General features: G+C 41.1%; 16 protein-coding genes. All 16 read right to left on the minus strand.

Annotated features, from left to right (window positions below; genetic code table 11):
• Positions 1-60 precede the first annotated feature (60 nt).
• The 16 genes from PHW01_02715 to PHW01_02790 all read right to left on the minus strand — a co-directional run bounded on the left by PHW01_02715 (position 61) and on the right by PHW01_02790 (position 20,473).
• A complete protein-coding gene (locus PHW01_02715; protein ID MDD5626890.1) occupies positions 61-1,086 on the minus strand; it encodes a pesticidal protein Cry7Aa in 1,026 nt (341 codons plus the stop codon).
• Positions 1,087-1,159: 73 nt separating this feature from the next.
• Positions 1,160-2,617 (minus strand): ATP-grasp domain-containing protein, encoded by a 1,458-nt coding sequence (locus tag PHW01_02720; GenBank protein ID MDD5626891.1) that lies wholly within the window; start codon positions 2,615-2,617, stop codon positions 1,160-1,162.
• Positions 2,618-2,622: 5 nt separating this feature from the next.
• The gene (locus PHW01_02725; protein ID MDD5626892.1) at positions 2,623-3,921 is read right to left on the minus strand and encodes a DUF1704 domain-containing protein; all 1,299 of its coding nucleotides are present in this window, start codon (positions 3,919-3,921) and stop codon (positions 2,623-2,625) included.
• 40 nt (positions 3,922-3,961) lie between these two features.
• The gene (locus tag PHW01_02730; GenBank protein MDD5626893.1) at positions 3,962-5,377 is read right to left on the minus strand and encodes a sugar-transfer associated ATP-grasp domain-containing protein; all 1,416 of its coding nucleotides are present in this window, start codon (positions 5,375-5,377) and stop codon (positions 3,962-3,964) included.
• 137 nt (positions 5,378-5,514) lie between these two features.
• On the minus strand, positions 5,515-7,092 hold the full coding sequence (locus tag PHW01_02735; protein ID MDD5626894.1) for a 7TM domain-containing protein: 1,578 nt from the start codon (positions 7,090-7,092) through the stop codon (positions 5,515-5,517).
• A gap of 189 nt (positions 7,093-7,281) precedes the next feature.
• Positions 7,282-7,752 carry a crossover junction endodeoxyribonuclease RuvC gene (gene ruvC / locus PHW01_02740; protein MDD5626895.1) on the minus strand — a complete coding sequence of 157 codons (471 nt, stop codon included), beginning with the start codon at positions 7,750-7,752 and terminating at the stop codon, positions 7,282-7,284.
• A gap of 83 nt (positions 7,753-7,835) precedes the next feature.
• On the minus strand, positions 7,836-8,552 hold the full coding sequence (locus PHW01_02745; GenBank protein ID MDD5626896.1) for a YebC/PmpR family DNA-binding transcriptional regulator: 717 nt from the start codon (positions 8,550-8,552) through the stop codon (positions 7,836-7,838).
• Between the two features lie 135 nt (positions 8,553-8,687).
• Positions 8,688-9,209, minus strand: a complete 522-nt coding sequence (locus PHW01_02750) for a hypothetical protein (protein ID MDD5626897.1) — start codon at positions 9,207-9,209, stop codon at positions 8,688-8,690.
• Between the two features lie 37 nt (positions 9,210-9,246).
• The gene (locus tag PHW01_02755; GenBank protein ID MDD5626898.1) at positions 9,247-11,358 is read right to left on the minus strand and encodes a lamin tail domain-containing protein; all 2,112 of its coding nucleotides are present in this window, start codon (positions 11,356-11,358) and stop codon (positions 9,247-9,249) included.
• 35 nt (positions 11,359-11,393) lie between these two features.
• Positions 11,394-11,549 carry a hypothetical protein gene (locus PHW01_02760; GenBank protein ID MDD5626899.1) on the minus strand — a complete coding sequence of 52 codons (156 nt, stop codon included), beginning with the start codon at positions 11,547-11,549 and terminating at the stop codon, positions 11,394-11,396.
• A 9-nt stretch (positions 11,550-11,558) separates the two neighbouring features.
• Positions 11,559-11,912 carry a hypothetical protein gene (locus tag PHW01_02765; GenBank protein ID MDD5626900.1) on the minus strand — a complete coding sequence of 118 codons (354 nt, stop codon included), beginning with the start codon at positions 11,910-11,912 and terminating at the stop codon, positions 11,559-11,561.
• A 284-nt stretch (positions 11,913-12,196) separates the two neighbouring features.
• Positions 12,197-13,201, minus strand: coding sequence for a bifunctional phosphoglucose/phosphomannose isomerase (locus tag PHW01_02770; GenBank protein ID MDD5626901.1), 1,005 nt, complete (start codon positions 13,199-13,201; stop codon positions 12,197-12,199).
• Between the two features lie 149 nt (positions 13,202-13,350).
• Positions 13,351-14,367: a Holliday junction branch migration DNA helicase RuvB gene (ruvB, locus tag PHW01_02775; protein ID MDD5626902.1), complete on the minus strand. Its 1,017-nt coding sequence runs from the start codon at positions 14,365-14,367 to the stop codon at positions 13,351-13,353.
• 771 nt (positions 14,368-15,138) lie between these two features.
• A complete protein-coding gene (locus PHW01_02780) occupies positions 15,139-17,016 on the minus strand; it encodes a VanW family protein (protein ID MDD5626903.1) in 1,878 nt (625 codons plus the stop codon).
• Between the two features lie 225 nt (positions 17,017-17,241).
• The gene (locus tag PHW01_02785; protein ID MDD5626904.1) at positions 17,242-19,926 is read right to left on the minus strand and encodes a tetratricopeptide repeat protein; all 2,685 of its coding nucleotides are present in this window, start codon (positions 19,924-19,926) and stop codon (positions 17,242-17,244) included.
• Positions 19,927-20,026: 100 nt separating this feature from the next.
• The gene (locus PHW01_02790) at positions 20,027-20,473 is read right to left on the minus strand and encodes an Hsp20/alpha crystallin family protein (protein ID MDD5626905.1); all 447 of its coding nucleotides are present in this window, start codon (positions 20,471-20,473) and stop codon (positions 20,027-20,029) included.
• Between the last annotated feature and the right edge of the window lie 44 nt (positions 20,474-20,517).

A 20,517-nucleotide genomic window follows, 5' to 3' on the forward strand; every position in this document is an offset into this window, starting at 1 on the left:
CTCGTCAGAGTCTGAACGACCTGAACGACCTAAGTTTTTTAAAATTTAGGCGGGAAAGCTTCAGGCATTGCGTAATAATTTCACCAAAAGTTCATCTAAATTTAAAGAAACAGCAGCAATGACCTGATCGGCGGCGCCATAATAAATATACAGTCGACCGTCAAAAAGAGCAGTATCAGTCGGGAAAATGATGTTAGCCACATTGCCAGATTTTTCATAATCCGCCTCTGGCGAAAATAAAGGATAATCCAGCCTGCCGATTACTTTTAGCGGGTTCTGTTTATTAAGTAATGCCGCTGTAGCATGATAAATTTTGCCGTAGCTGGAATCTTCCACGGCGTGATAAATTAAAAGCCAGCCAGCATCAGTTTCCAGGGGCGGCGCGCCGCCGCCAATATTGCGGGATTCAAAAGCATATTTCGGTTCTAAAATAACATATTCCCCCAGTTTTTTCAGATAATGCTCCCAATATTTTTTATCCATTAATTGTTCAAAGCGATCAAAAAAAATAACTTGCATACCCGGCAGAATGCGGTGGATTAACGCAAATTTTCCGTTGATTTTTTTAGGGAAAAGAAGGGCATCTTTTTCCCAGAGGATAACATCAGGGCCTACCTTGTCTTTATAATATGATTCAAAGAAAAAGTATTTTTCTTTAAGATTATAGCTGGATTTTCGGAAAAGATCCTCGGCTTTATCATAGGTTAATTGGCACGAAATAATACCCCTCTTTTTCCATTCTTTTAAATCTTTGCTTTCCGCGTAAGCAATCCTAGCATTTTTTCCGTCAAATGCTGTGTAGGTTAGATAATAGGTGCCTTCAATATAGGCGATGCGGGGATCCTCAATGCCTTGTTTTTCATAATCATATTCTGGACGCAAGATAGGTTCCGCCGCCCTTTCTACCACTTTTAACGGACCCTCCAGAACACAATAGCCGATTGAAGAATAGTTGTCTTTCTGGACTGCCCGATAAAACATCTTTAGAATCTTTCCCGCCTGGACTACAGCAGGGTTTGAAACAGCCTCAGTTTCATGTTTTTGTTCGGAGGGCTTTAAAATTACGCCTTCTCTCTTAATGTTCATTGTTTTTAGAATCAGTTAATTGATTTTTTTGAAATAGCCCCCAAAATTTTTTATTGGAATTTTTGGGGTTTACTCAATCATCAATCATTTCAGGCTGTTCGTGCAGAGGTGTGATGTCTAGTTGCCTGTAAACCCATCGCGCGACATTATGCCCCCATTCATTGAGTTTATTGGTTCTTAAATCCAGCACGCCACGCAGAGCTAAAACGCGGAATAATCTCTGATTGGGCGTGAGTTTAGAATTAAGGATAGGCACGCCATCGGCAATTAGAAATTCGTCTTTGGTTTTTAGATGTTTGTAATGATAGCCTTCTCGTTTAAAGATGAATTTTCCGTTTTGATACTTATAAATCCCGGCTGCTATTTCCTTTTTGTTTTCCGCCCATTTATAAAGGAGGTTATGCAGGATCATCTGGCTGCCAATTTTCGGTCGGCGGATATTGCGATTGACCTTGTTAATATCAATGCGGTAATTAGCCTTTAAAAATTCCAGGACGTGGAATCCCAAAAGAGGTGGTTCTCCATTGGCAATTTGGACCATAGGAAGGCAGGGAAAAGAGCCTAGAAGGCGAGGATTACATTCCACGACATAAAGCTTCTCGGTTTCTTTTTCAAGGAGCATATCCAATCCAAAGATTCCTTTGTAACGCAGGCCAGAGAGATGAGAACCGATTTTTTCCGCGATTATATTGGCTTGTCTCTGGACCTTTTCATTAAATACTGCCTGCGTCCAGTCGTGTCCAGAGAATAAACCCGAACCTTTTTTGAGATTCCAGAGTTCAGGTATGTCTAGGAGTTGAAATTGGAGTCCAGTTGAAATAATTCCTTCTCTGGTTACACAACCGGTTAGGCTAGGGGATGGACCGTGGATAAATTTCGTAATCACAACTTCGGGCGGGGTTTCATATTCCTGCACGCGGCTGTGGTTAATGAAATTATTATAGTCCTCTTTATTATTAATAAAAAAAGTTCCTTTCCCGCCGCCGCGATCAGGAAGCTGGATTACAAAATGCGGCCCATATTTTTTATTAAGCGCGTCAAAATCTATTTTTGAAAGATTATCGGTTTCACCAGGGATTAAGTCAATGTCGCATTTTTTTAAGATATCTCGGAAATAAACTTTGTTTTCCAAACTTTTTTTGCCAAATTCCGGTGAATTGTTAAGTATGGTCCAGCCATGTTTTTTGGATTCCGCCATAATCTTGTCAGTAGTTTTGTAAAAGAGCAGGGCTGGCTTCTCCGGCAGTTTTTTTAAATACTTTTGGGTACGGCGGTTCAAAATAATAGAAGTAGCGTTACGGTTGCATTTCAGATGTTTTGTCGGTCTGCCTCGTTCCAAGGAATAAACAGAAATGTCTTTTTCAATCGCTGGCGTGTCTAAGCTATATCTTAGGCAGACTATCTTGTAGTTTGGGACGATGTCTTCCAAACCAGTACGATTAAAAGCAGTTACGCCGACACCAACAATCGGTTTTTTGATGGTCTGAAATACTGCTTTCAAGTCTTGGAGGTTGGTAACACGAATGGCCATATTTTTTATTTAATAAATTTACTTTGTATGATTTTTATTAACTCCTTTTTAAAAATATCAAAAGCGGAGATTAAACCAATATTTTTATAATTGATAAAATGTTGTTTTAAAAATGTGAATTCCACTAAATCGAATTTACCTTGGCTAAGGCGATCAAGCAAAATAAAGGTTTGCTTTAAATCAAGATTCTCTTGTTTTATTAAGGCATTGATTTCTTTTAAACCAAAAAAATAAAGACTGTCATGGTAATTGGCGCCTTTAACTGCGCTTGACCGCAAGCCTCTCTTGGCGCGCAGGGTTAAGTCCCATGCCAGGTCGTTATTGATATTCAATTTAGTTAAAGTGATAAACGTTTGATAAAAAGATTTCTTTCGGGCTAGTAAAATAGTTTTAAGGCGCAGATGGGGAATAAGGCTTTCACGACGGCTGCGTGCTTGAGGCGTTAAGAACTTTTGCAGTTCTTGATAAGCCAGTTCGCCTATTTTTACAGCAATGCCCTCTTCTTTCCTAACGCTCGCGCTAGAGTTGTGGCGGGCGAAAAAAGCAGGATATTTCCGGGCGTTAGTAGAGATTAAAGCGTGGCCCAGGACTTCATGGGCTAGGCTGCGGATGATCCTGGCGGGTGAACGCAAGGTACAAATCCCGACTTTAATATTTTTTCTGCTCGTGATAATTCCCTGGAGACGGCTATCTATCGCCGAGATTTTTGCCCTGTGTTTTAAACCTAGTTTAGAAAGGATTTTTTGCGCGAAATAGACAGTTTCATAGGCCTCAATAATTTCTTGTTTATTACGGGGGAATGACAATTTAGCAGGGAGTCCTGAATGCTTTATTTTTTTAAATTCATAATATTCTCTGCTCGCTAGTGAAAAGCCTTTCTTTTGGCTCAAAGAATTAAGAATAATCGCCTTCTCGGCATCAAAGATGCGGCGTTGGTAAATCTGACCTAGGGCTGACTTGTCACTCTCTACCTCCCGCCGGAAAGCGTTTAATTTTTTAACTAGGGCAGCTGCTTTATCAAAAGTGAGGGGAGAGCTTTTTTTGTAGTGAAATGCGGGATTATAGATTTTGTTTTCATAAAGCGCGCGAAAGAATTTTTTTTGTTCACTCAATTCATTGGTAATCGCGTGGAGGGAATAGGTTTTAGTGAATTTTTGGGCTAGAGATTTTAGTCTTTGGTGGTATTCCCTGTCTTTTTGACGACTGTATTGGTTCGCGGTAATAATTTGAGGAATTTTCCCCTTGTTGATCTTAATATATTCTTTCACCCATCGCAGATAAGATTTAGAGTCAAAGTGGGTCATTGATTTTAAGTGAATTTTAACTGCGTATAGCTCCTCTAACTTAATGCGTTTTAGCTATTTTATGCGGATCAACCAAAAATCTTTTTAAATCTTTGCGGCCAATAATCATTGGATATTTTAAATGCCTTCGTTTGACAATGGAAACAGCGGTTTTTACTTTCATGCCCGCCAGCACAAAGGTTAAAGGAACCATTACGCGATAGGTAGTGCCATGGGCGGAATGGATAATAATTGTGTTTACTATTTCTTTGTAATTGCTCAACACCTCTTCCTCAACCTCCTGGGCTATTATTTTTGCCTGCTCGGGCGAAAGGGGAGTATTAAAATGGTATTTTCCAATCGCTTCCAGGGCGTTGTCAAAACCTAAAATACGGGCAAGCTCGGTGCTAATTGAACTATAGCCCGCTCCCGTATCAATTTTAGCTTGGATTTGATATTGTTCTCCATTTTTGGTAAAAAGAATAATTGGTTCGCTGGAACCCACGATATATTTACCGCCTTTTTCATCTCTTTTGGCTTCTTCTATATCACCACCAAAGAGTTCTTGCGCGATGCGGATGCCTTTTTCTGCGGTTTTAATTTTTAAGCCCCGCACCCTTTCCAATCTTTCTTTCAAAGGGGAGAGATTGGCGATTTGGATAGAAAGACCGGGCCTAGCATTTACTTCAAGGAGCACCGGGCCTCGATCGCGATCCAGAACTATATCTGCCCCTAGATACCCTAATCCTGAAGCAATCTGCGCTTCTACAGCGAGCTTTAAGATTTGTTTCCAGTGGGGAATTTTGATGTTTGAGAGCGCGCGATTGGTGCCAGGGATATTTTTTAACACTTGGTCATCTTGGATTGCGGTTGTGGTCATGCCCGTGGCAATATCAATACCCACCCCAATACCCCCAAGATGAAGATTGGCTTTGCCTTCGGAACGCCGCGTGGGCAGGCGAAGCATTGCCATTAAAGGCATTTTATTGTAGATGATAATGCGGACATCAGGCGTGCCGCGGTAGCATAAGCGGCGGAATTTTTTAGTTTTTTTGAGTCTTTCCTCAAAGAAGGCGATATCCGGATCGCCAGAAATAGAATAACGTCCGTCCAAAATATCTTGAATATGAGCTTTAAAATCGGCAATTGTGGCTTCTCCCCCCGATGATTTAATCCAGTTGCTGTTTTTTTTGCGGCCATAGATTACCATAATTCCACCTCCCCCTAAACCCATATTGGGTTTTAACACAAAACTGGAGGGAAGAGTCTCCCAAGAGAAATGGTCTAGATCAGTGCGGTTCGCGATGACGCCGTATAATTTTGGTACGGGAATGCCCACCTTCTGCAGAATATGTTTGGTTTTTAGTTTGTTATTCGCGAGCCGAATCGCGCGGCGGTTGTTACTCGGACGAATATAGTCAAAATTGCGGGCATTCATACCTAAGATACTTTGAGCAGTTTTAAGATATTGAAACATAGGTAAAATTTTAAATTTTCAAGCACCAATTTTCAATGAAATCAAAAAGCACCAAATTCCAAACAAAACATTTTTTGTTTGGTTGAAAATTGGAATTTGGAACTTCATTGCAATTTGAAAATTGAAAATTAGAAATTTTATTTTCCTTCTTCTTTTTTCTTTTGTATTATTGCCTTTATAACTTTCCGAAAGCGGAAGTATTCCGAGACGCGCAGCCCTGTCCATCGTCCTAAAGCAAGATTCAAGACGATGGTTAAAAAGATAAGCTCGGGATAAGCAATAATGAGCGTGCGCAAGGTTTGCCAAGTGACAATAAAATAACAAATAATGGAGAGAATTAAAGTTTCCAGAGTTAATTTAATCGCCGTGCGTGCGCCTTTATCCACTTGGACGTTTACAAACTGCTCTACTAATATAATCATAATTAACATCGGAAAGATGGAAACGGCGATGAGGCCGGTGCGACCGTGATAAGCGCCTTCAGCAAGCATCGCCAGAATCGCGATACTGACTAAAGTCAAAACAATCGCAATACGGGGCAGATGGAGCATTTTAATTTTCTGCAGTATGAGACGCATTAGGGTGCCAAAGATGAGAATTAAAAGGAAGATCGCCAGTCCGTATTTTAAACCCGTAGCCACAAAGGAGAGAGCTACCACAGAAGGGATATAAATACCAAAGGCTTTAATCCCTAAAATCTGACGGGCAAAGGCAATGATGGTGGCGACCAAAGGGAGCATCAGGATAAGCAGAATCGTATTGGTAGGTACGCCCTTGTTAATCATAAAGTTCACCGCATAGGAAGCAAAGTTCCAAGGCGCGAGTTTATTCAATGTTCTTTGGCTATGGACACCCACAGTTTTAAATTCGATTCCCTGTGTGCGTAAGGCAGGGATAATATTTTGGGGAGTGCGCGCTTCGATGATAAAGGTTAATGCCTCCTTGTGGGTTAAAAGCACCACTTCCGGCTTTAAAATATCAAAAGTGCTCTGTGCTACTCGGGAAGCGATGCCAAAACCTTTGTCCGTAATTGCCACAATCGTTTTATTATTAAAACTTAAGTCTTCAATCTTTTCAGTTTGTTGGCCAAGCTTAGCGAGCGCCTCTAGTCCCGCCAAGGAAGAAGTCCAGCTGATAATGATATTAGATTTTTTCAAGTCGGCGGAGGATTCCGCGAGTTTGCGGGTTAATTTTTCCAAGCCCGTGTATTCCGCCTCGCTAGGTTCATATTGGATTGGAATAATTAAAATTCCTTTTTGCGCCGCGTATTGGGTCAGAGATTTAAGTTCTGGATCGTCTAAGGTCTTGTCCGTGATCATTACCAGGAGATCATTATAGACAGTGACAAAGATTTCATCTTCGGATTCCAGCTCGCCAGCGGTCATTTTTAGTTTAATGCGATAGTTGCCTGGTTCATTATAGATATGGATTACATCCACGCCTTCTTCCTTTTCACCATCGCCAAAATTCCATTCATAGTTTACTTCTAAATCCTCCGGAATTACCGTTGATCCCGACGCGTCAAAAAGCACCTTTCTTTGGGTCGCCACATTTTGATCCTTGCCGGCATTGGCTTTGATTTGGGGTGCAATCTGGATAGGTAGGATTTGATTTTGGTTTTGCAGGGGCGCGGTCTCTTGCGCCAGAGCAGCATTGGCGATTAAGGAGACTGCCGTGACGGTCAAGAATATAGCGAAAGATAAATTTTTGGTCATAAAGTTTGACTAAATTTAATTTGTGTTTTCTAAACAATTGTATTTTAACTTAAATTGAGGCAAGAGGCAAGACAGGAATCGGGAATCAGGAAGCAGGAATTATGAATTGGGAATAAGGAGGAAAAAAATAAAAAAGCGCTATTAGATTATAGCACTTATATTTATTTCTGGATTCTAGTTTCTGGCTTTTCACCTCACCGAATTTGCGGCGCAGACGGCGCAGGCGAGAGCGTCAGCCGCGTCATCTGGTTTTGGGATTTCCTTTAGATTAAGCAGTATTTTTACCATTTTTTGGACCTGCTCTTTGCCGGCACGCCCATAACAAGCAACCGCTTGTTTTACTTGCAAGGGAGTGGCGTCAAAAACCGGAATCTTGTTCTGTTCCGCGCAAAGCAAAATAACGCCTCTTGCGTGCCCCACTATGATTGCGGTTTTTGTATTTTTAAAGAAGAAAACCTGCTCGCAAGCCAAAAGATCGGGTTTGCTTTTTTTAATTATTTTGTTTATTTCCTTGTAAATCGTGGCAAGCCGCATAGGCAGATCTTGCTTGGCTGGCGTAGAGATTATGCCATATTTAATTAAAGTCAATCTATTTTTGTCTTTTCCTATTAAACCATATCCAGTAGTCGCAGTGCCGGGGTCAATGCCGAGGATAATCATATTTTAGTAATCAGTAATTGGTAATCGGTAATTAGTAATTTTTATCGGCCGCAGGTCGATTTGTACTAATTACTAGTTACTGATTACGGATTACTTTTTAGATTTGTGTAAATCTCCTGCACATCATCGTGCTCTTCTAAAGCATTCAGTAATTTTTCCACCCTGGAAACATCAATGGCAACAGTATTTTTAGGCGCGAATCCGAGCTCCGCGGATTCAATTTTTATTTGCAGGGCGTCTAGTTTTTCTTTGACTTTTTGAAGGTCTTGGGGCGCGGTATAAATTAAGGTCTCGTTATTTTCAATTTTGATATCTTCAGCGCCGGCTTCAATTACCGCGAGTTCCTGTTCCTCGGATAATTTGCATGCTCCTAAATCAATAATGCCGCAAGGCGTAAATTGCCAAGAAAGAGAACCGCTTTCTCCAAATTTGCCGCCGTTTTTAGTGAGGATATTTTTAATCTCGGAAAGGGTGCGGTTTTTGTTATCGGTGGCGGTTTTAATGATAATCGCCAAGCCCTCGGGTCCCACAGCCCCATAGGTTGCCTCCTCAATTTGACCTTCTGCTCCCTCGCCCGTCCCGCGCTTTACTGCTTTTTCAACTGTTACTTGCGGCATATTCGCTTGTTTGGCTTTTTCTAAAGCAAGGCGCAGTTTAAAATTCATCATTGGATCGCCGCCGCCGCCCTCTTTGGCCGCGATCGCGATCATACGGCCGATTTTAGTAAAAATTTTGCCTCGTTTTTGATCCGCGGCTCCCTTTTGGTGTTTAATTGTGGCCCATTTAGAATGACCGGACATATAGTTAGAATCTAGAATCTGGAATTTGGAATCTAGAATCAAGAATAATGTGATATAAGTATTGTAGCGGAAAGAGGGGAGAATTTCAATCTTTAATTTGGGCAAGAAAAAAACCACAAGATGTGCTTGTGGTATTTAATTATACGACATTAAGTAAGGAATTTCTGTAACCCCGCTGCCATCAGTGAGTGGTAGAATAATGGTAACTAAATTTTGTGCCTGGAAAAGCGTCCTCGTTTCACGTTTTAGTTTGGTAATTTTGAAGCCCTGACGCAAAGCAATTTTTTCTTTACGGTCTATTTTCGGATTGGCATCAAAAATCAAAGTTATTAACGTGGGCAAGAGCAGATTCACAGTTTTTGCTAATCTTTGCAATTTAGAGTTTTTTTCTACTTTGAACTGGAAATCTGCGTCGCTAAGAGCACTTTTATCAATGTTGGTTAGAATTTCCTCAATGATGGTTTGTTTTCTGTCAATCAAAGTAAAGAGCTTTTTCTGCTCGTCATTCATCTCTCCCACTTCTTCCTCAAGTTTGGGGTTCTGGGGGTATCTTGGTTCAATGTAGTCTTGGGGTTCAATTTTTTGAAATTTCGTCCAAAGCCGTAGTTTCTTAAATAACAATTCCAGGTTTAACTCTCCGTTCGTTTGTTCTGACATTTTGTACCTCCAGCTGGTGTTTTTTTGCGTTTAATGTTCAAGCGGATTTAATAAAGGAGCAATTTTCATTTTTACAGTATTTTTTGATTTTTGTCAAATAAAAAATGAAGAAAAATAAGAAGACAGGGGAGTAATAAAAATACATATTGGGTCCGGTTTGGGGCAAAATTTTTTGCTGATTTGGCTGAGTTTGATTTTCTGGGGTTTTTGGTCTTGTGATTTTTGCGGCTAAAATTTGCGGAAACCCATTATCCTTACCAGGAGTCGGATTATCTGTCCATTGCCAATGATCCACATTTTGACGGCTGTAAGATTGTCCTTCTTTAGCTTTGCTATATTTAATTTCATCAACTGCCTGACCTAAAGGGTTTAGAAGCCGCACACAATCGCCATTGTTGTTTAAAGATATTTTAGTTTCTTTGTAGTAAAGGACGAGATAAGAATTGGCTTTAATTTTAGTGTTTTCGGGAAAGGTGTGCGGCTTGGAGCCCGCGCTTTCGCAATCATCAATCTGCCAATTTGTTAAATCAATTTCTTCTTCGCCTCTATTTTGCAACTCAATAAATTCGCCTTCTTCGTCTTTGCCTTTTGGATCAGGTAAAAATTCATTGATCCAGAGAGCGCGTGAATAATCTTTGGTTTCTTCTTCGGGCGATGCGGCGCATTCTTCATCTGATACAATTTTGTTTGGTTCGCCCGGCGTGGTATTACAGCTCCAGCTCCAGCCATTGTTGGTTTTATTGTATGATTCGCCCTCTCTAGGGTCGGAATACGGAACCTCGTCAATGGCTTGACCATTAGGCCATAGGAGCCTGACCCAGTCGCTGTTGTTATTAAGCGAAATTTTAGTTTGAGAATAGGGGAGAGTAAGATAATCCCCTCTCTTGATGATAAAATTTTCCGGAAAAGTATAAGGATGCGAGCCTTTATTTTCCTGGTCATCAATTTGCCAATTTGCTAAATTGATTTCCGCGGGACCGGGATTATAGATTTCAATAAATTCGTTTTCCGCGTCCTTGCCTTTGGGATTAGGGAAAAATTCATTGATCCAGATGTGGCGGGGGTAGGATTTATTCGGTATTGCATTCACGGGGTCATCTTTTGTGGCAATGATATTTTGTAAGCCTGGTGTTGCGGTTGCGCTCCAGGCCCAAGTGTTATCAGTTTGGCGGTTGTAGGATTCGCCAGTCGGTGCTGGACCAAGGTAAGTAATTTTGTCCGTAACCTGATTTTCTTTTATTAAATAAACCGTATCGCCATTTTTGTCATTATTTAAGGAGATCTCTTTGCCCGTGTAAAAAGCACGATAAGAAAGAGCAGGTATTGTCGTGCCTACTTCAATAATGAAACCAGATGGTTTTTCTTTTTTATTTTCGGATTCGTCTCTCAATTCCCAGAGTGAAATATCGGCTGTGGTATCACTGTTATTGAAAAGTTCAACATATTCACCTTCGTGGTCATCGTTTACTGGATCAGGAAGAAGCTCATTGATTAGAATGAAATTAACCGCAGGGGCAGTATCTTGGTTTGGATTTTCTGGAGGGGTAGAGGGTTCTTCTGGGGGCAGAATATCTTCTCCTTGTCTACTATTAATTTCGCCTGGCGTGCCTCCATCCATTAATGACTCTTGCCATAAGCCCGCATTATTTTTCTCTAAAGTTTTTCCATTGCCAGCTGCACCTATAGCTTTATCGTAATTGGCTGTATCAACCTCGGTGCCATCTTTATTTAATAGTTTTAAAATAGATGAAGTATTAGACAAGTCTATAATTGTATCAATAATTGTTCCTTGATAAGCTGGCAGATCGGTTATTAGGGTGGCAGCATCACCAGCCAATAAAGCATATTCGCCAGCCGCTAAAATTAAAGAGCCGCGGCTGTTGTTCTTGGGCGGGGCGTTGAGGCCGTGATTAGTGGCGGTGTCGCCGTCATTAAATTTCCAATCAGTTAAATCAATCGTTTCGGTGCCGTTGTTGTGAATCTCTACCCATTCGTGTTTGTCATCGCTGCCCGGTAAGTCATACATAATTTCAGTAATTTCAAGTTTTGTTTGAGCTAAACAAGGCAAAATATCAAAAACAAAAAATTCTACCTCCCAAAAGAATAATAGAACAACAATGATGCTTAATTCAGTTTTGTACTGGCGCACCTTTTAAAACCTTCCTTCCTAAAGGGGTTTTGAATTTATTCCTTTTTCTTGAAGAAATTACAGTTGCCGCTTGCGTCTACTTCGTGCCCGAAACACATTCCTTTTCCGGCGTCTTCGGCATTCGCTTGGAAGTTAGCGCAATCAACACAGCGCTGGCCTTCGGGGCCATTGGGGGTGTATTGCACGTCCATATGAGTATTTTAATTATCAGAATTTTTTTCTGATTTTAACTTTTTAAAGTTGTGGTAGCTACCGGGATAAATAGTGATCTCCATTTCTGTCCCGTCTGGGCACGGCATTATAATCTTGGGATACCCTTCGCGGCTCGTTTCCCCGCTCACTTCGCCAGAGGGGTAGCGCGGCCATTTAATACATTCCATCTCAATCTTTGTGCCGGGTTTAAAAAGCCCTGCGTCTTCTGCTTCATGAAAGCCTTGGCATACTTTTTCCGCTTCTTTTTGCCCCTCCTGTTCTGTTGACTTTTTAACTATTCTTATCTTATCACTTTCTTGCCGGAATCCTTCTTCTAACCCAGGCGCATTTTCTATGGACATAGATTTGTTTTAACTATTGATTATATTAATCGTTCTTTTCATTGCGACAAAGGCATAGGCCCAAAGCACGGGAAGCCAAAGGGGCATAATATTTAAGAGGCTCCGGCTTCAATAACTCACCCTTCCCCTCCCTTTAGAGGCGAGGGAGTACTAATCCCTCCTGACAAGGGGGCTAGGGGGGTTGCAATTATGACAAATCGAGCCTCCTATTATCCATAAGATAATATTTATTTGCGGTAAGAAACATATACATACACGGTTTAAGGTTGTAAGATTGGATTTATTTATTCTTTTAATCTTTTCTTTAAATACTCCACCACCTCCACTGGAGAGGGATCGGTTTCATACTCCAATGCGAGGTAGTAGCTTAGAAAGTCGCCGAAGTAGAGGGCGCCGAAGATTTTAGTTAAAGGGTTGCCTTCGGGCATTTCAATATTCATTACTTCCCCGCCTTTTTCGCGGATAATTTCGCTTGTGATGTCCATCCGTTTCAAGATGCGCGGGTGGTCGGCTTTATTGCGCAGGATGATGACCACAGTCGGGATATTTTCTTTTTTGAAATTGGTTAAGCCCGCGGTCTCATTGTGATTTAATTCGGGGAAATAATTGTAAAAGGCAAGAACTTTGGAATTTTCATTGAATTTGATTTTCCAAATGCGGGCAATATCCTTGAATCGTTCGCTGGCGTACACTACTATGAGTTTTCTTTTTAATTGGGGAGCAATTTGTTTCGCGTTTTCTTCAAAAGTCATTTTAGTTAAGGCTGCCGCGGTTGCTTTGATTTCATTGGTTTTGTCGGGCGCGAGACCAGCGCGCGTCATCGCGGCTAAAATGCCGGTGAACATATAGCCCGTGCCGCAGCGGGGCTGGATGTTTTCATTGGGGATTAAAATTAAGGGCAGCTTATCTTTTTGGCATAGTTTAGCGAGCTCGCCGCCAGTGGTAATGCCGATCATCTGGATTTTTTTGCGCCGGCATTCTTTGTAAACACTCAACGTTTCTTCGGTATTGCCGGAAAAAGAAGAAGCAAAAACAAGGCTTTTAGTATTTGCTTCTTTGGGCAGGGAATAATTTTGGCAAATCAAAATTGGCACTTTTATTTTGTCAGCGAGATAGGTTTCAATAATTGCCGCGGGCAGAGAAGAGCCGCCCATACCGGCAATAATGATGTTGGAATACTTTTTTTTAGGCACCTTTACTTTTGTTGCAATAGTTAGCGCTTTGCCAAATTGGAGGGGAAAGTCCTTCAGGACTTTATACATATTAGCTTTGTCAATTGGGGAAGGCATAGATGTAATAAGTTAAAAATGAAAAATGTAAAATGTAAAATCATAATTCAAAATTAAAAATTTTGCATTTTACATTGTCTCGCTTTGCGAGATCTCGCGAAGCGATGATAATTTTTCATTTTTTACTTTAAATTTTGAATTATGAACTATTATAGCATTTTCTGTTTGCGGGGAACAATATTTAAGTGCTCATAAGCAAGATGGGTGGCAATTCTGCCGCGCGGGGTGCGGGTCAATAAACCCGCTTGCAATAAAAATGGTTCGTGCACATCTTCAATCGCGTCTTGTTCTTCGGAAGAAGAAGCGGAGAGGGCATTCAAACCCACTGGTCCCCCGTCAAATTTTTCAATAATCACTTTCAATAGTTCGCGGTCAATGTGGTCTAAGCCTAACTTATCAATTTCCAGCATAGCCAGGGCGGCTTCAACCACCTCCAGATTAATAAAACCGTCTGTTTTCACTTCGGCGTAATCGCGCACTCTTTTTAAGAGCCGATTGGCGATTCTGGGCGTGCGGCGCGAACAGCAGGCAAGTTTTTTCAGAGCCGCCTTTTCTATCTTTTGCACTTTTAAGATGCGGCTCGCGCGCGCGATGATTTGTTCAATCTCCTCTACTTCATAATAGCGAAGGCGATAAACCGAGCCGAAACGGTCGCGCAAAGGTGAGGAGAGCATACCGATTTTGGTGGTCGCGCCGATCAGGGTGAAACAGTTCAAGGGGAGGCGGATGTTTTTAGCCGAAGGTCCTTTGCCGATAATAATATCCAAAACCTGCTCTTCCATCGCGGGATATAGAATTTCTTCAATTTGGCGATTCATGCGGTGGCACTCATCAATAAAGAGGATGTCGCCATCTTCAAGATTAGTCAAAATCGCGCCCAAATCGCCGGGACGCTCTAGCGCAGGTCCGGAAGTAGTTTTAATCGCTACCCCCATTTCCCACGCGATGATATTGGCAAGGGTAGTTTTTCCTAAGCCTGGCGGTCCGTACAAAAGGATGTGCTCCAAAGGTTCTTTCCTTTTTTTTGCCGCGGCTAAAAAGATTGCCAGACTTTCTTTGATTTGAGCTTGACCAATGTATTCTTTAATAGTTTGCGGTCTAAGTTTTAAATCAAGATTTTTGTCTTCATTTTTTTCAGTATGGGAGACGACTGGACTTAATGGCATTTTGGTTTGGATTTAAACCTGTTCATTATATTATACAATTGATTTTGCGCATTGACAAAGATTTGTTTTGGATTTTCTCCGTAAGGGCTTGACAGGAAATTTTAACTGTGCTAATGTACAGTGTTCGTCTGTAAACCCCGTTAGAGAATGAAGTTTTTTACCCCGCTTAGAAATTTATTTCTAACGGGGCTGACGGTGGCATTAAACCACCATTGGCGTCTCCAATGGGGTAAAGATGGTGCTTCTTAATCTGTAGGCGGTTTTGAAGAAGGGCTAATCTTTCTGCGATGGATATTTATAAAGCGCGAGTTACCCCTCACCTTTTGAGGATTTACTTTACATATAAAGGAAGTAAATGGTTTTGTTTTATCTTAGATCAAATTATTTGATCCTTAAAAGGTGGGGGGGGCAGACTTGCCTTATCCTCGGGGATTAGCCTTGCTCTCAAGTAGACTTGGGGGCGCACGTCTACAGATTAAGGGGCGTTATATCAGAGGTTTATGTTGTTGTTAAAATAACAAAGGAGGATATGAATGATAAGAAACGGGACGATAGTTGATTTTATATTGTTGTCATGTTGGAATGGTGGGCTTTATGCTATTTTTGCCATTATTATATGGCAGTTGTTTAAAAAACACTTGAAGCTTCCTCAAGGAAGATGGGGAATGATTATAATGGATATAATCATTTTGGCACCCGTTGCCCTGTTTGTTTATCACTTGAGATAGAAGCGAATTTTTATTTTATGACGGGGTCTACTCGTCATTTTTTTTATTCCTCCTCATTTGCTACAGGTGGATTCTTTTTTGCTTCTGTCGGTGGGGGCGGTTTTTTTTGTTGATTTTCTATTTTAGGCGGAGTATTTCCTTTTTGTTCGCCTTTAACATCAGTTCCGCCTGTGCCTACTAAGAATACGGCGTTCCAAGGCTGGTATTTAGAATAAAAACTATCACGCAGAATTTCCTGCCCATCACGGGTTACGGCGCGGTGAAAAACCGTGGAAATGCCCTTATGTTCCTTTTCTATTTGTTTTTTTTCTCCTTTTTTCAGGGTGTTGGTTTCAATGTATTCCGGCGGGCTCGGGTTAACCCACCCTGAAGTATAGTATGGACCTTCAATGTTCACCTTGCGGCCGTCGTCCGTGCCGTAAAAATCAAAATAGAGTTTATTGCCAATGATGCGTTTTTGAATCAAGATATGGCCCGGCGTGTCGTTTTTAAAACGCAGATCTGGATGAGGAATGTAAATCGTGGCATCCATTCCGGTTGGTTTATAATAAGAGACGACATATTTATGGGCTTTGCGTTCCGTGATCGGCAGTCCAGAATATATAGCCGCGCGGAAGAGGGTGGTGGAGACTTGGCACAATCCCCCGCCAAATTCGGGAATCGTTCCCTCGGGTTTTATCACAAGTTCTGGCTTGTAGCCCGTAGCCGCCGATACTTCGCCTAAAGTTTGAATAATGGAGAATTCTTCGCCCGGTTCAATTAAAACACCGTTCAGTTTTTCCGAGCCGACGCCAATATTATGTTTGCGGTTTAAAGGAGAACCGGCAAAGTCTGATTCTCCCGTACCAATCAAAGTTTTAATGCCGAGTTCATCAATATTTTGATTGCTTACATTGGGCGTGACCGTGCGCACTGTGATTTCCGTTTTTTTCTCGCTTCCTTCGGTTGGGGTTTGCAGGGCGTTTTTAATCAATTCCATGGTTTCTTCTAAATCAATCTTTTTGCCATCTTGCCCTAATTCAAAAGCAACGACGCGATTGTTGTCAATTTTAAAACGGGCATCTTCAGGTTCCTGTTCAATTTCAGCGGCAACATTTTTTAAAAAGGCATCCGCGGTTTCCCTTTTTAAACCTGCTTCCATCATTTTGTTTTGGTTTAGTTGAAAGTCAACCCAAGAAACAAGCATTTTTGGAGAAACAGTCCAATATTTTTTTTCATAAGTAAGTTTTAGAGGCTTTTGAATCATTTCCTCCGCCATATTATAAGCATCTAGGACATTGGCGCGAGTCACTTCAGGGTGGCTTTCTTTAATAACTACCTCAATTTTTTGATCCTGAAGATTATCTAAACTATTTTTAATTTTTTGCTTGAGTTCCGCGAGGTCTATCTCTTGACCGATTTTCTCTTCTTTGATTTCAAAACCAGAATTTTTCAAAATCACTTCCGCCATCTCCGGTTTTACTTCTAAGAACGTCAGATTATTTTTTAGATATTGATCCAACTTATCCTCGTCTAGTTCATATCGCAGAGGCAGATTCACGCCCCGTATCAGAATCGCAAGTTGGCTTTTTAACCTTTGAACAATATCCTTTTCGTGGCCTAGGAGAAACGCTTCGTCTAAAGTTTGGTTCACCTTGAAGGTAAGTCCGATATCTTTTTCAGCCAGGGGCCATTCCCTTTCTTTATAGAAAATAGAGACCCCCTGATTTTGAAAATAGTTGATACGTTCTTGCAAGATGCTTTGCGCCTCATTTTTACTTTTACCTCCGAGATCCAAACCCGCCACTTTAATACGGGGGTAAATTTTTTCGGCATAAAAGAGATTCTGCGTTAAAATAAAAACGCCAAATACCAGAAGGATGATGATAGTGAAAAACAATGGGAGATTCAGTTTATTCTTATTCCTTTTAGGTTTAGACATAAAATCAACTTTATTTTAAAACTAAAACTATGAAGCGTTTTTTCGAGCTGCGGTTTAAAATTCTACGCTTTGCGTTTTTGTTATTTACCCCGTTATAGAACTTCGTTTTCTAACTATACTATACTATAACGAAAAGATGCTTTTTTTTCAAATTTAAAACCCTCTTTCCAAATAAAGAGGGTTTTGTTCGTTATTCATTCGTTATAATTTTTGGAAATCCAGTTTCTAGAGTTTGGATTCTAAATCTTGGACTTTTTGCCTGATCTGTTCATTATCCGGATTAAGTTCCTGAACCCTTCGAATATTTTCTAAGGCTTTACCAATTTCACCCAGACTTTCATAAGCTAAGCCTAGACTATAGAGAGCATTTGCGTGGTTGGCATTTTGACTGACCACGAGATTGAAGGCATCCAGGGCGCGTTGGAAATCCAAGTTGTTTTTTAAGTCATTATGATCTCCGACCATTGCTTTATTGTAGGAAACGCGGCCTAATTCATAAATGATATCTTGATTTTGGGGAGCAATTTGATACGCGGCGCCGATTTGTTCTAAGGCTTCGTCAAACTGTTTTTTGTTTTCATAAATCAGGGCAAGATAATAATGGGCGGCAAGGTAGTCTGGCTTTAATTCCACCGCCTTTTTGAAAGCTTCCAGAGCCTGATTATAGTTATTTTCCTGTTCTTCGCCTTCTGCCGTGGAAGCGGAAACCATATAGGCGCGTCCGAGTTTCGCTAAAAAGGTGGGATTCGTCGGCTCCAATTCCAGCGCTTTTTCATAAGACTTAATCACCCATTCATTGGCGTTTCGCGAGTAGAGAGTTGTGTTTTCGTAGATTTGACCCCGAGCTTCCCATAGATTGACATCGCTAGGGGAAAGATCGGTAGCGAGTTTGGATTCGTTGATGCTATTGGCAACCAGGGTTTGAATTTGGTTAATGTCCGCCGCTTCTCCCTTGGCGGCTTCTAAATTAGCTTGGGTCAAGTAGTTTTGGGCTAGGGCTAAATAGTATATCGGTCGGTATTTGTTTAGCGTGACGGCACGGTTAAAGAGGCCGGTAGCTTCACTGTATTTTTCCGCGGCAATTTTCTCTAATCCTTGTTGATGGTAGACGTCCGCCAGATAAATTCTTCCAAGGTAAGTGAATAAAACCGTAACCATACAAAGGGCTAACACAAAGATAAAAGAGAGAAACAGCGCGTATTTGGGCGAAGTCTTAAAGGAAAGCTTTGTTTTTTTAAATTCTTGGGGGCGATAGATAGTAATGAGGGCCATAATCAACCCCATAGAGAGCCAGAAAGAAATTTGCAGCGTGGTGTTGGCGAAATTTAAGAAGTTAGCGAGCAACAGAGCCGCCCAAGCGCCTACGATACCTAAGATAATAAAATCAGCATGCGGTTCGGGGCGCGCTATCTCTTCCTCCTCCTCTTCCTCTTCGTCTTCTTTGATTGTTCTAGTTTTTAAATCCACGACTCCTTTAGATGATGGGGGGGGGAAGATTTTCCTTCCTGTTTTAAGGTTAATATTAATGTTCCGCGGTTCTTCCGTGGCTGGGAGGGCAGCCTCTCTCTCAATATTTGGGAGTTCTATTGGTGTTGGAGTTGTTGTTTCAGTCCTTTGTTTATTAGTGTTGCCAGAATCTATTATTTTTTCCGGGGGAGGGTTTAGGGTCGCGGATTTGTGAAACAAAGCAAATCTTGATTTTAAGAGGGATTGATGAGGAGGCAACGTTGTTTTTTGGGGCTTATTATTTATTCCAAAAAGATACTCTCTTCTTGATTTGATTAATAGGAGGCTGGAGGATCCAATAAAAATCAGAAGAATCACAATATAGGTTAATGCTCCTAAAGCGCCGCTGGTAGCTAAAAGTTCCAGATAGGTGTTATTGGCTTTGTCAAAACGGACATTCCAGATGATATTTTGGTTAAAGCTGGCTGGTCGGAAGCTTGAAAAATCATAACCGAAAGTCTCTGGACCGGAACCGAAAAGAAAATTAAAGAAACCATGCCAGAGGGTATGGCGAGTAGTTTCCAAGGAAAGTTTAAAGCTTAGAGAAACCTCACTAGGTATCTTCCCTTTAATAATAGAGGGAATACCCAATGTAGTGGCGAAAATAGCAATAACGAGGATAGCCGCGGGCACGATTAACCATCCTTTGTTAATATATTCTTTTTCCTTGGCGATGCCGAAACTCAAGATAATAAACATACTTAGGATAAGGATATGCCAGGCTATTTTGAAATTAATCGTGTTGAGCAGAATAAGCGCAGCTAAAACCAAGATTAAGATCAAGATTCTAAAGACGATATTCATTTTGGGCTTGAGTAGAAAAGCGGCGGCGATACTTAAGACAAAGGCGAGAAAGGTTACAAGCGACGAGAAGGAGCCTACGGGGTTGAAGGAAATGTTTTTCGCAAATTCAAAAGGCAGAATGAAGATATTAAAGATTTGGAGAAAAACAAAAACAATTAAAATAGTGGTAGAGATGAGAAGGCTTATACAAAGCCGCAATACTTTTTTGCGGCTGTTCACATTACTTACTATGATGAAATACAGAAGGGCGTAAAAGATAACACTTACCAAGCCCGTGGCGCCTTGGCCGTAAGCGCCTAAAATACTCGTTACGCGGTCCACCGAAAAAATGGTCGCCAGTCCATACACAATTAAAAAGGCTAGAATGGGAATATCCAGGGGGGTCCGTTTAATAATAAGTTTTTTGTTTAAAATTCCCTTGCCAAACCAAGCGAGATATCCAATCAGAACAGTAACAAAGAAAAGGACCTGTTTGGAGAATTCGGTGAGCTGCGGCGTAAAAGGAAGAAAAAAGAGGGGAACCGAAAAGGTCAACAAAATTAATACCCAAAGAATAATGTGGTCACAAACAGAAGAAATCTTGTTTTGGATTGTAATCATAGAGTGAAAATTATTGATTATTTTTTATGCGCGTGTGGTAAAAAAAGACAAACTGCGCGATTCTTTTGCCATTAAAAGCGCATTGAAAGAGGCGCGCCTTTTATGTAGCTTCCACGGTGATTGTTTTTGTTTTGGCTTTAGAGGCTTTAGGGAGAACGATGGTGAGAATGCCATTTTTTAATTCTGCTTTGATATTTTCTGCTTCCACATCCACGGGCAGAATCACGGAGCGGGAGAAAGGACCCCAGTAACATTCTTGATAGTAATAATCCTCGGGTTTATTCCGCGCGTCATTTTTGCGCACGCCTTTGATGGTGAGCATGTCGTTGTTGATTGTGACGTCTAAATCTTCCGGTTTCACGCCGGCAATAGTAGATTTGATCACAATTTCATTGGGAGTCTGATAGACATCAATGGTGAGTTGGCCTTCATAGTCTTGCGCGGGCTCTTCACGCGGCGGGATATTGCTCTCATTCCTTTGCGGAGCATTTTCCAGCGGAACATTTTTTGCTCCCGCCAATTTTTCCAAAAAAGTTTTTTTTGCCATTTTATTTTGCCTCCTATTTCTTAATTATTAAAATTATTTACCCT

This window comes from Patescibacteria group bacterium (assembly GCA_028717685.1).
In the GTDB taxonomy this organism is placed as follows: domain Bacteria; phylum Patescibacteriota; class JAQUNI01; order JAQUNI01; family JAQUNI01; genus JAQUNI01.

Coding starts and splice junctions, on each gene's coding strand:
- PHW01_02760 (MDD5626899.1), bottom strand. CDS start 11,549: ATGGACGTGCAATACACCCCCAATGGCCCCGAAGGCCAGCGCTGTGTT.
- PHW01_02725 (MDD5626892.1), bottom strand. CDS start 3,921: ATGACCCACTTTGACTCTAAATCTTATCTGCGATGGGTGAAAGAATAT.
- PHW01_02770 (MDD5626901.1), bottom strand. CDS start 13,201: ATGCCTTCCCCAATTGACAAAGCTAATATGTATAAAGTCCTGAAGGAC.
- PHW01_02735 (MDD5626894.1), bottom strand. CDS start 7,092: ATGACCAAAAATTTATCTTTCGCTATATTCTTGACCGTCACGGCAGTC.
- PHW01_02730 (MDD5626893.1), bottom strand. CDS start 5,377: ATGTTTCAATATCTTAAAACTGCTCAAAGTATCTTAGGTATGAATGCC.
- PHW01_02785 (MDD5626904.1), bottom strand. CDS start 19,926: ATGATTACAATCCAAAACAAGATTTCTTCTGTTTGTGACCACATTATT.
- PHW01_02765 (MDD5626900.1), bottom strand. CDS start 11,912: ATGTCCATAGAAAATGCGCCTGGGTTAGAAGAAGGATTCCGGCAAGAA.
- PHW01_02720 (MDD5626891.1), bottom strand. CDS start 2,617: ATGGCCATTCGTGTTACCAACCTCCAAGACTTGAAAGCAGTATTTCAG.
- PHW01_02750 (MDD5626897.1), bottom strand. CDS start 9,209: ATGTCAGAACAAACGAACGGAGAGTTAAACCTGGAATTGTTATTTAAG.
- ruvB (MDD5626902.1), bottom strand. CDS start 14,367: ATGCCATTAAGTCCAGTCGTCTCCCATACTGAAAAAAATGAAGACAAA.
- PHW01_02745 (MDD5626896.1), bottom strand. CDS start 8,552: ATGTCCGGTCATTCTAAATGGGCCACAATTAAACACCAAAAGGGAGCC.
- PHW01_02790 (MDD5626905.1), bottom strand. CDS start 20,473: ATGGCAAAAAAAACTTTTTTGGAAAAATTGGCGGGAGCAAAAAATGTT.
- PHW01_02780 (MDD5626903.1), bottom strand. CDS start 17,016: ATGTCTAAACCTAAAAGGAATAAGAATAAACTGAATCTCCCATTGTTT.
- PHW01_02715 (MDD5626890.1), bottom strand. CDS start 1,086: ATGAACATTAAGAGAGAAGGCGTAATTTTAAAGCCCTCCGAACAAAAA.
- ruvC (MDD5626895.1), bottom strand. CDS start 7,752: ATGATTATCCTCGGCATTGACCCCGGCACTGCGACTACTGGATATGGT.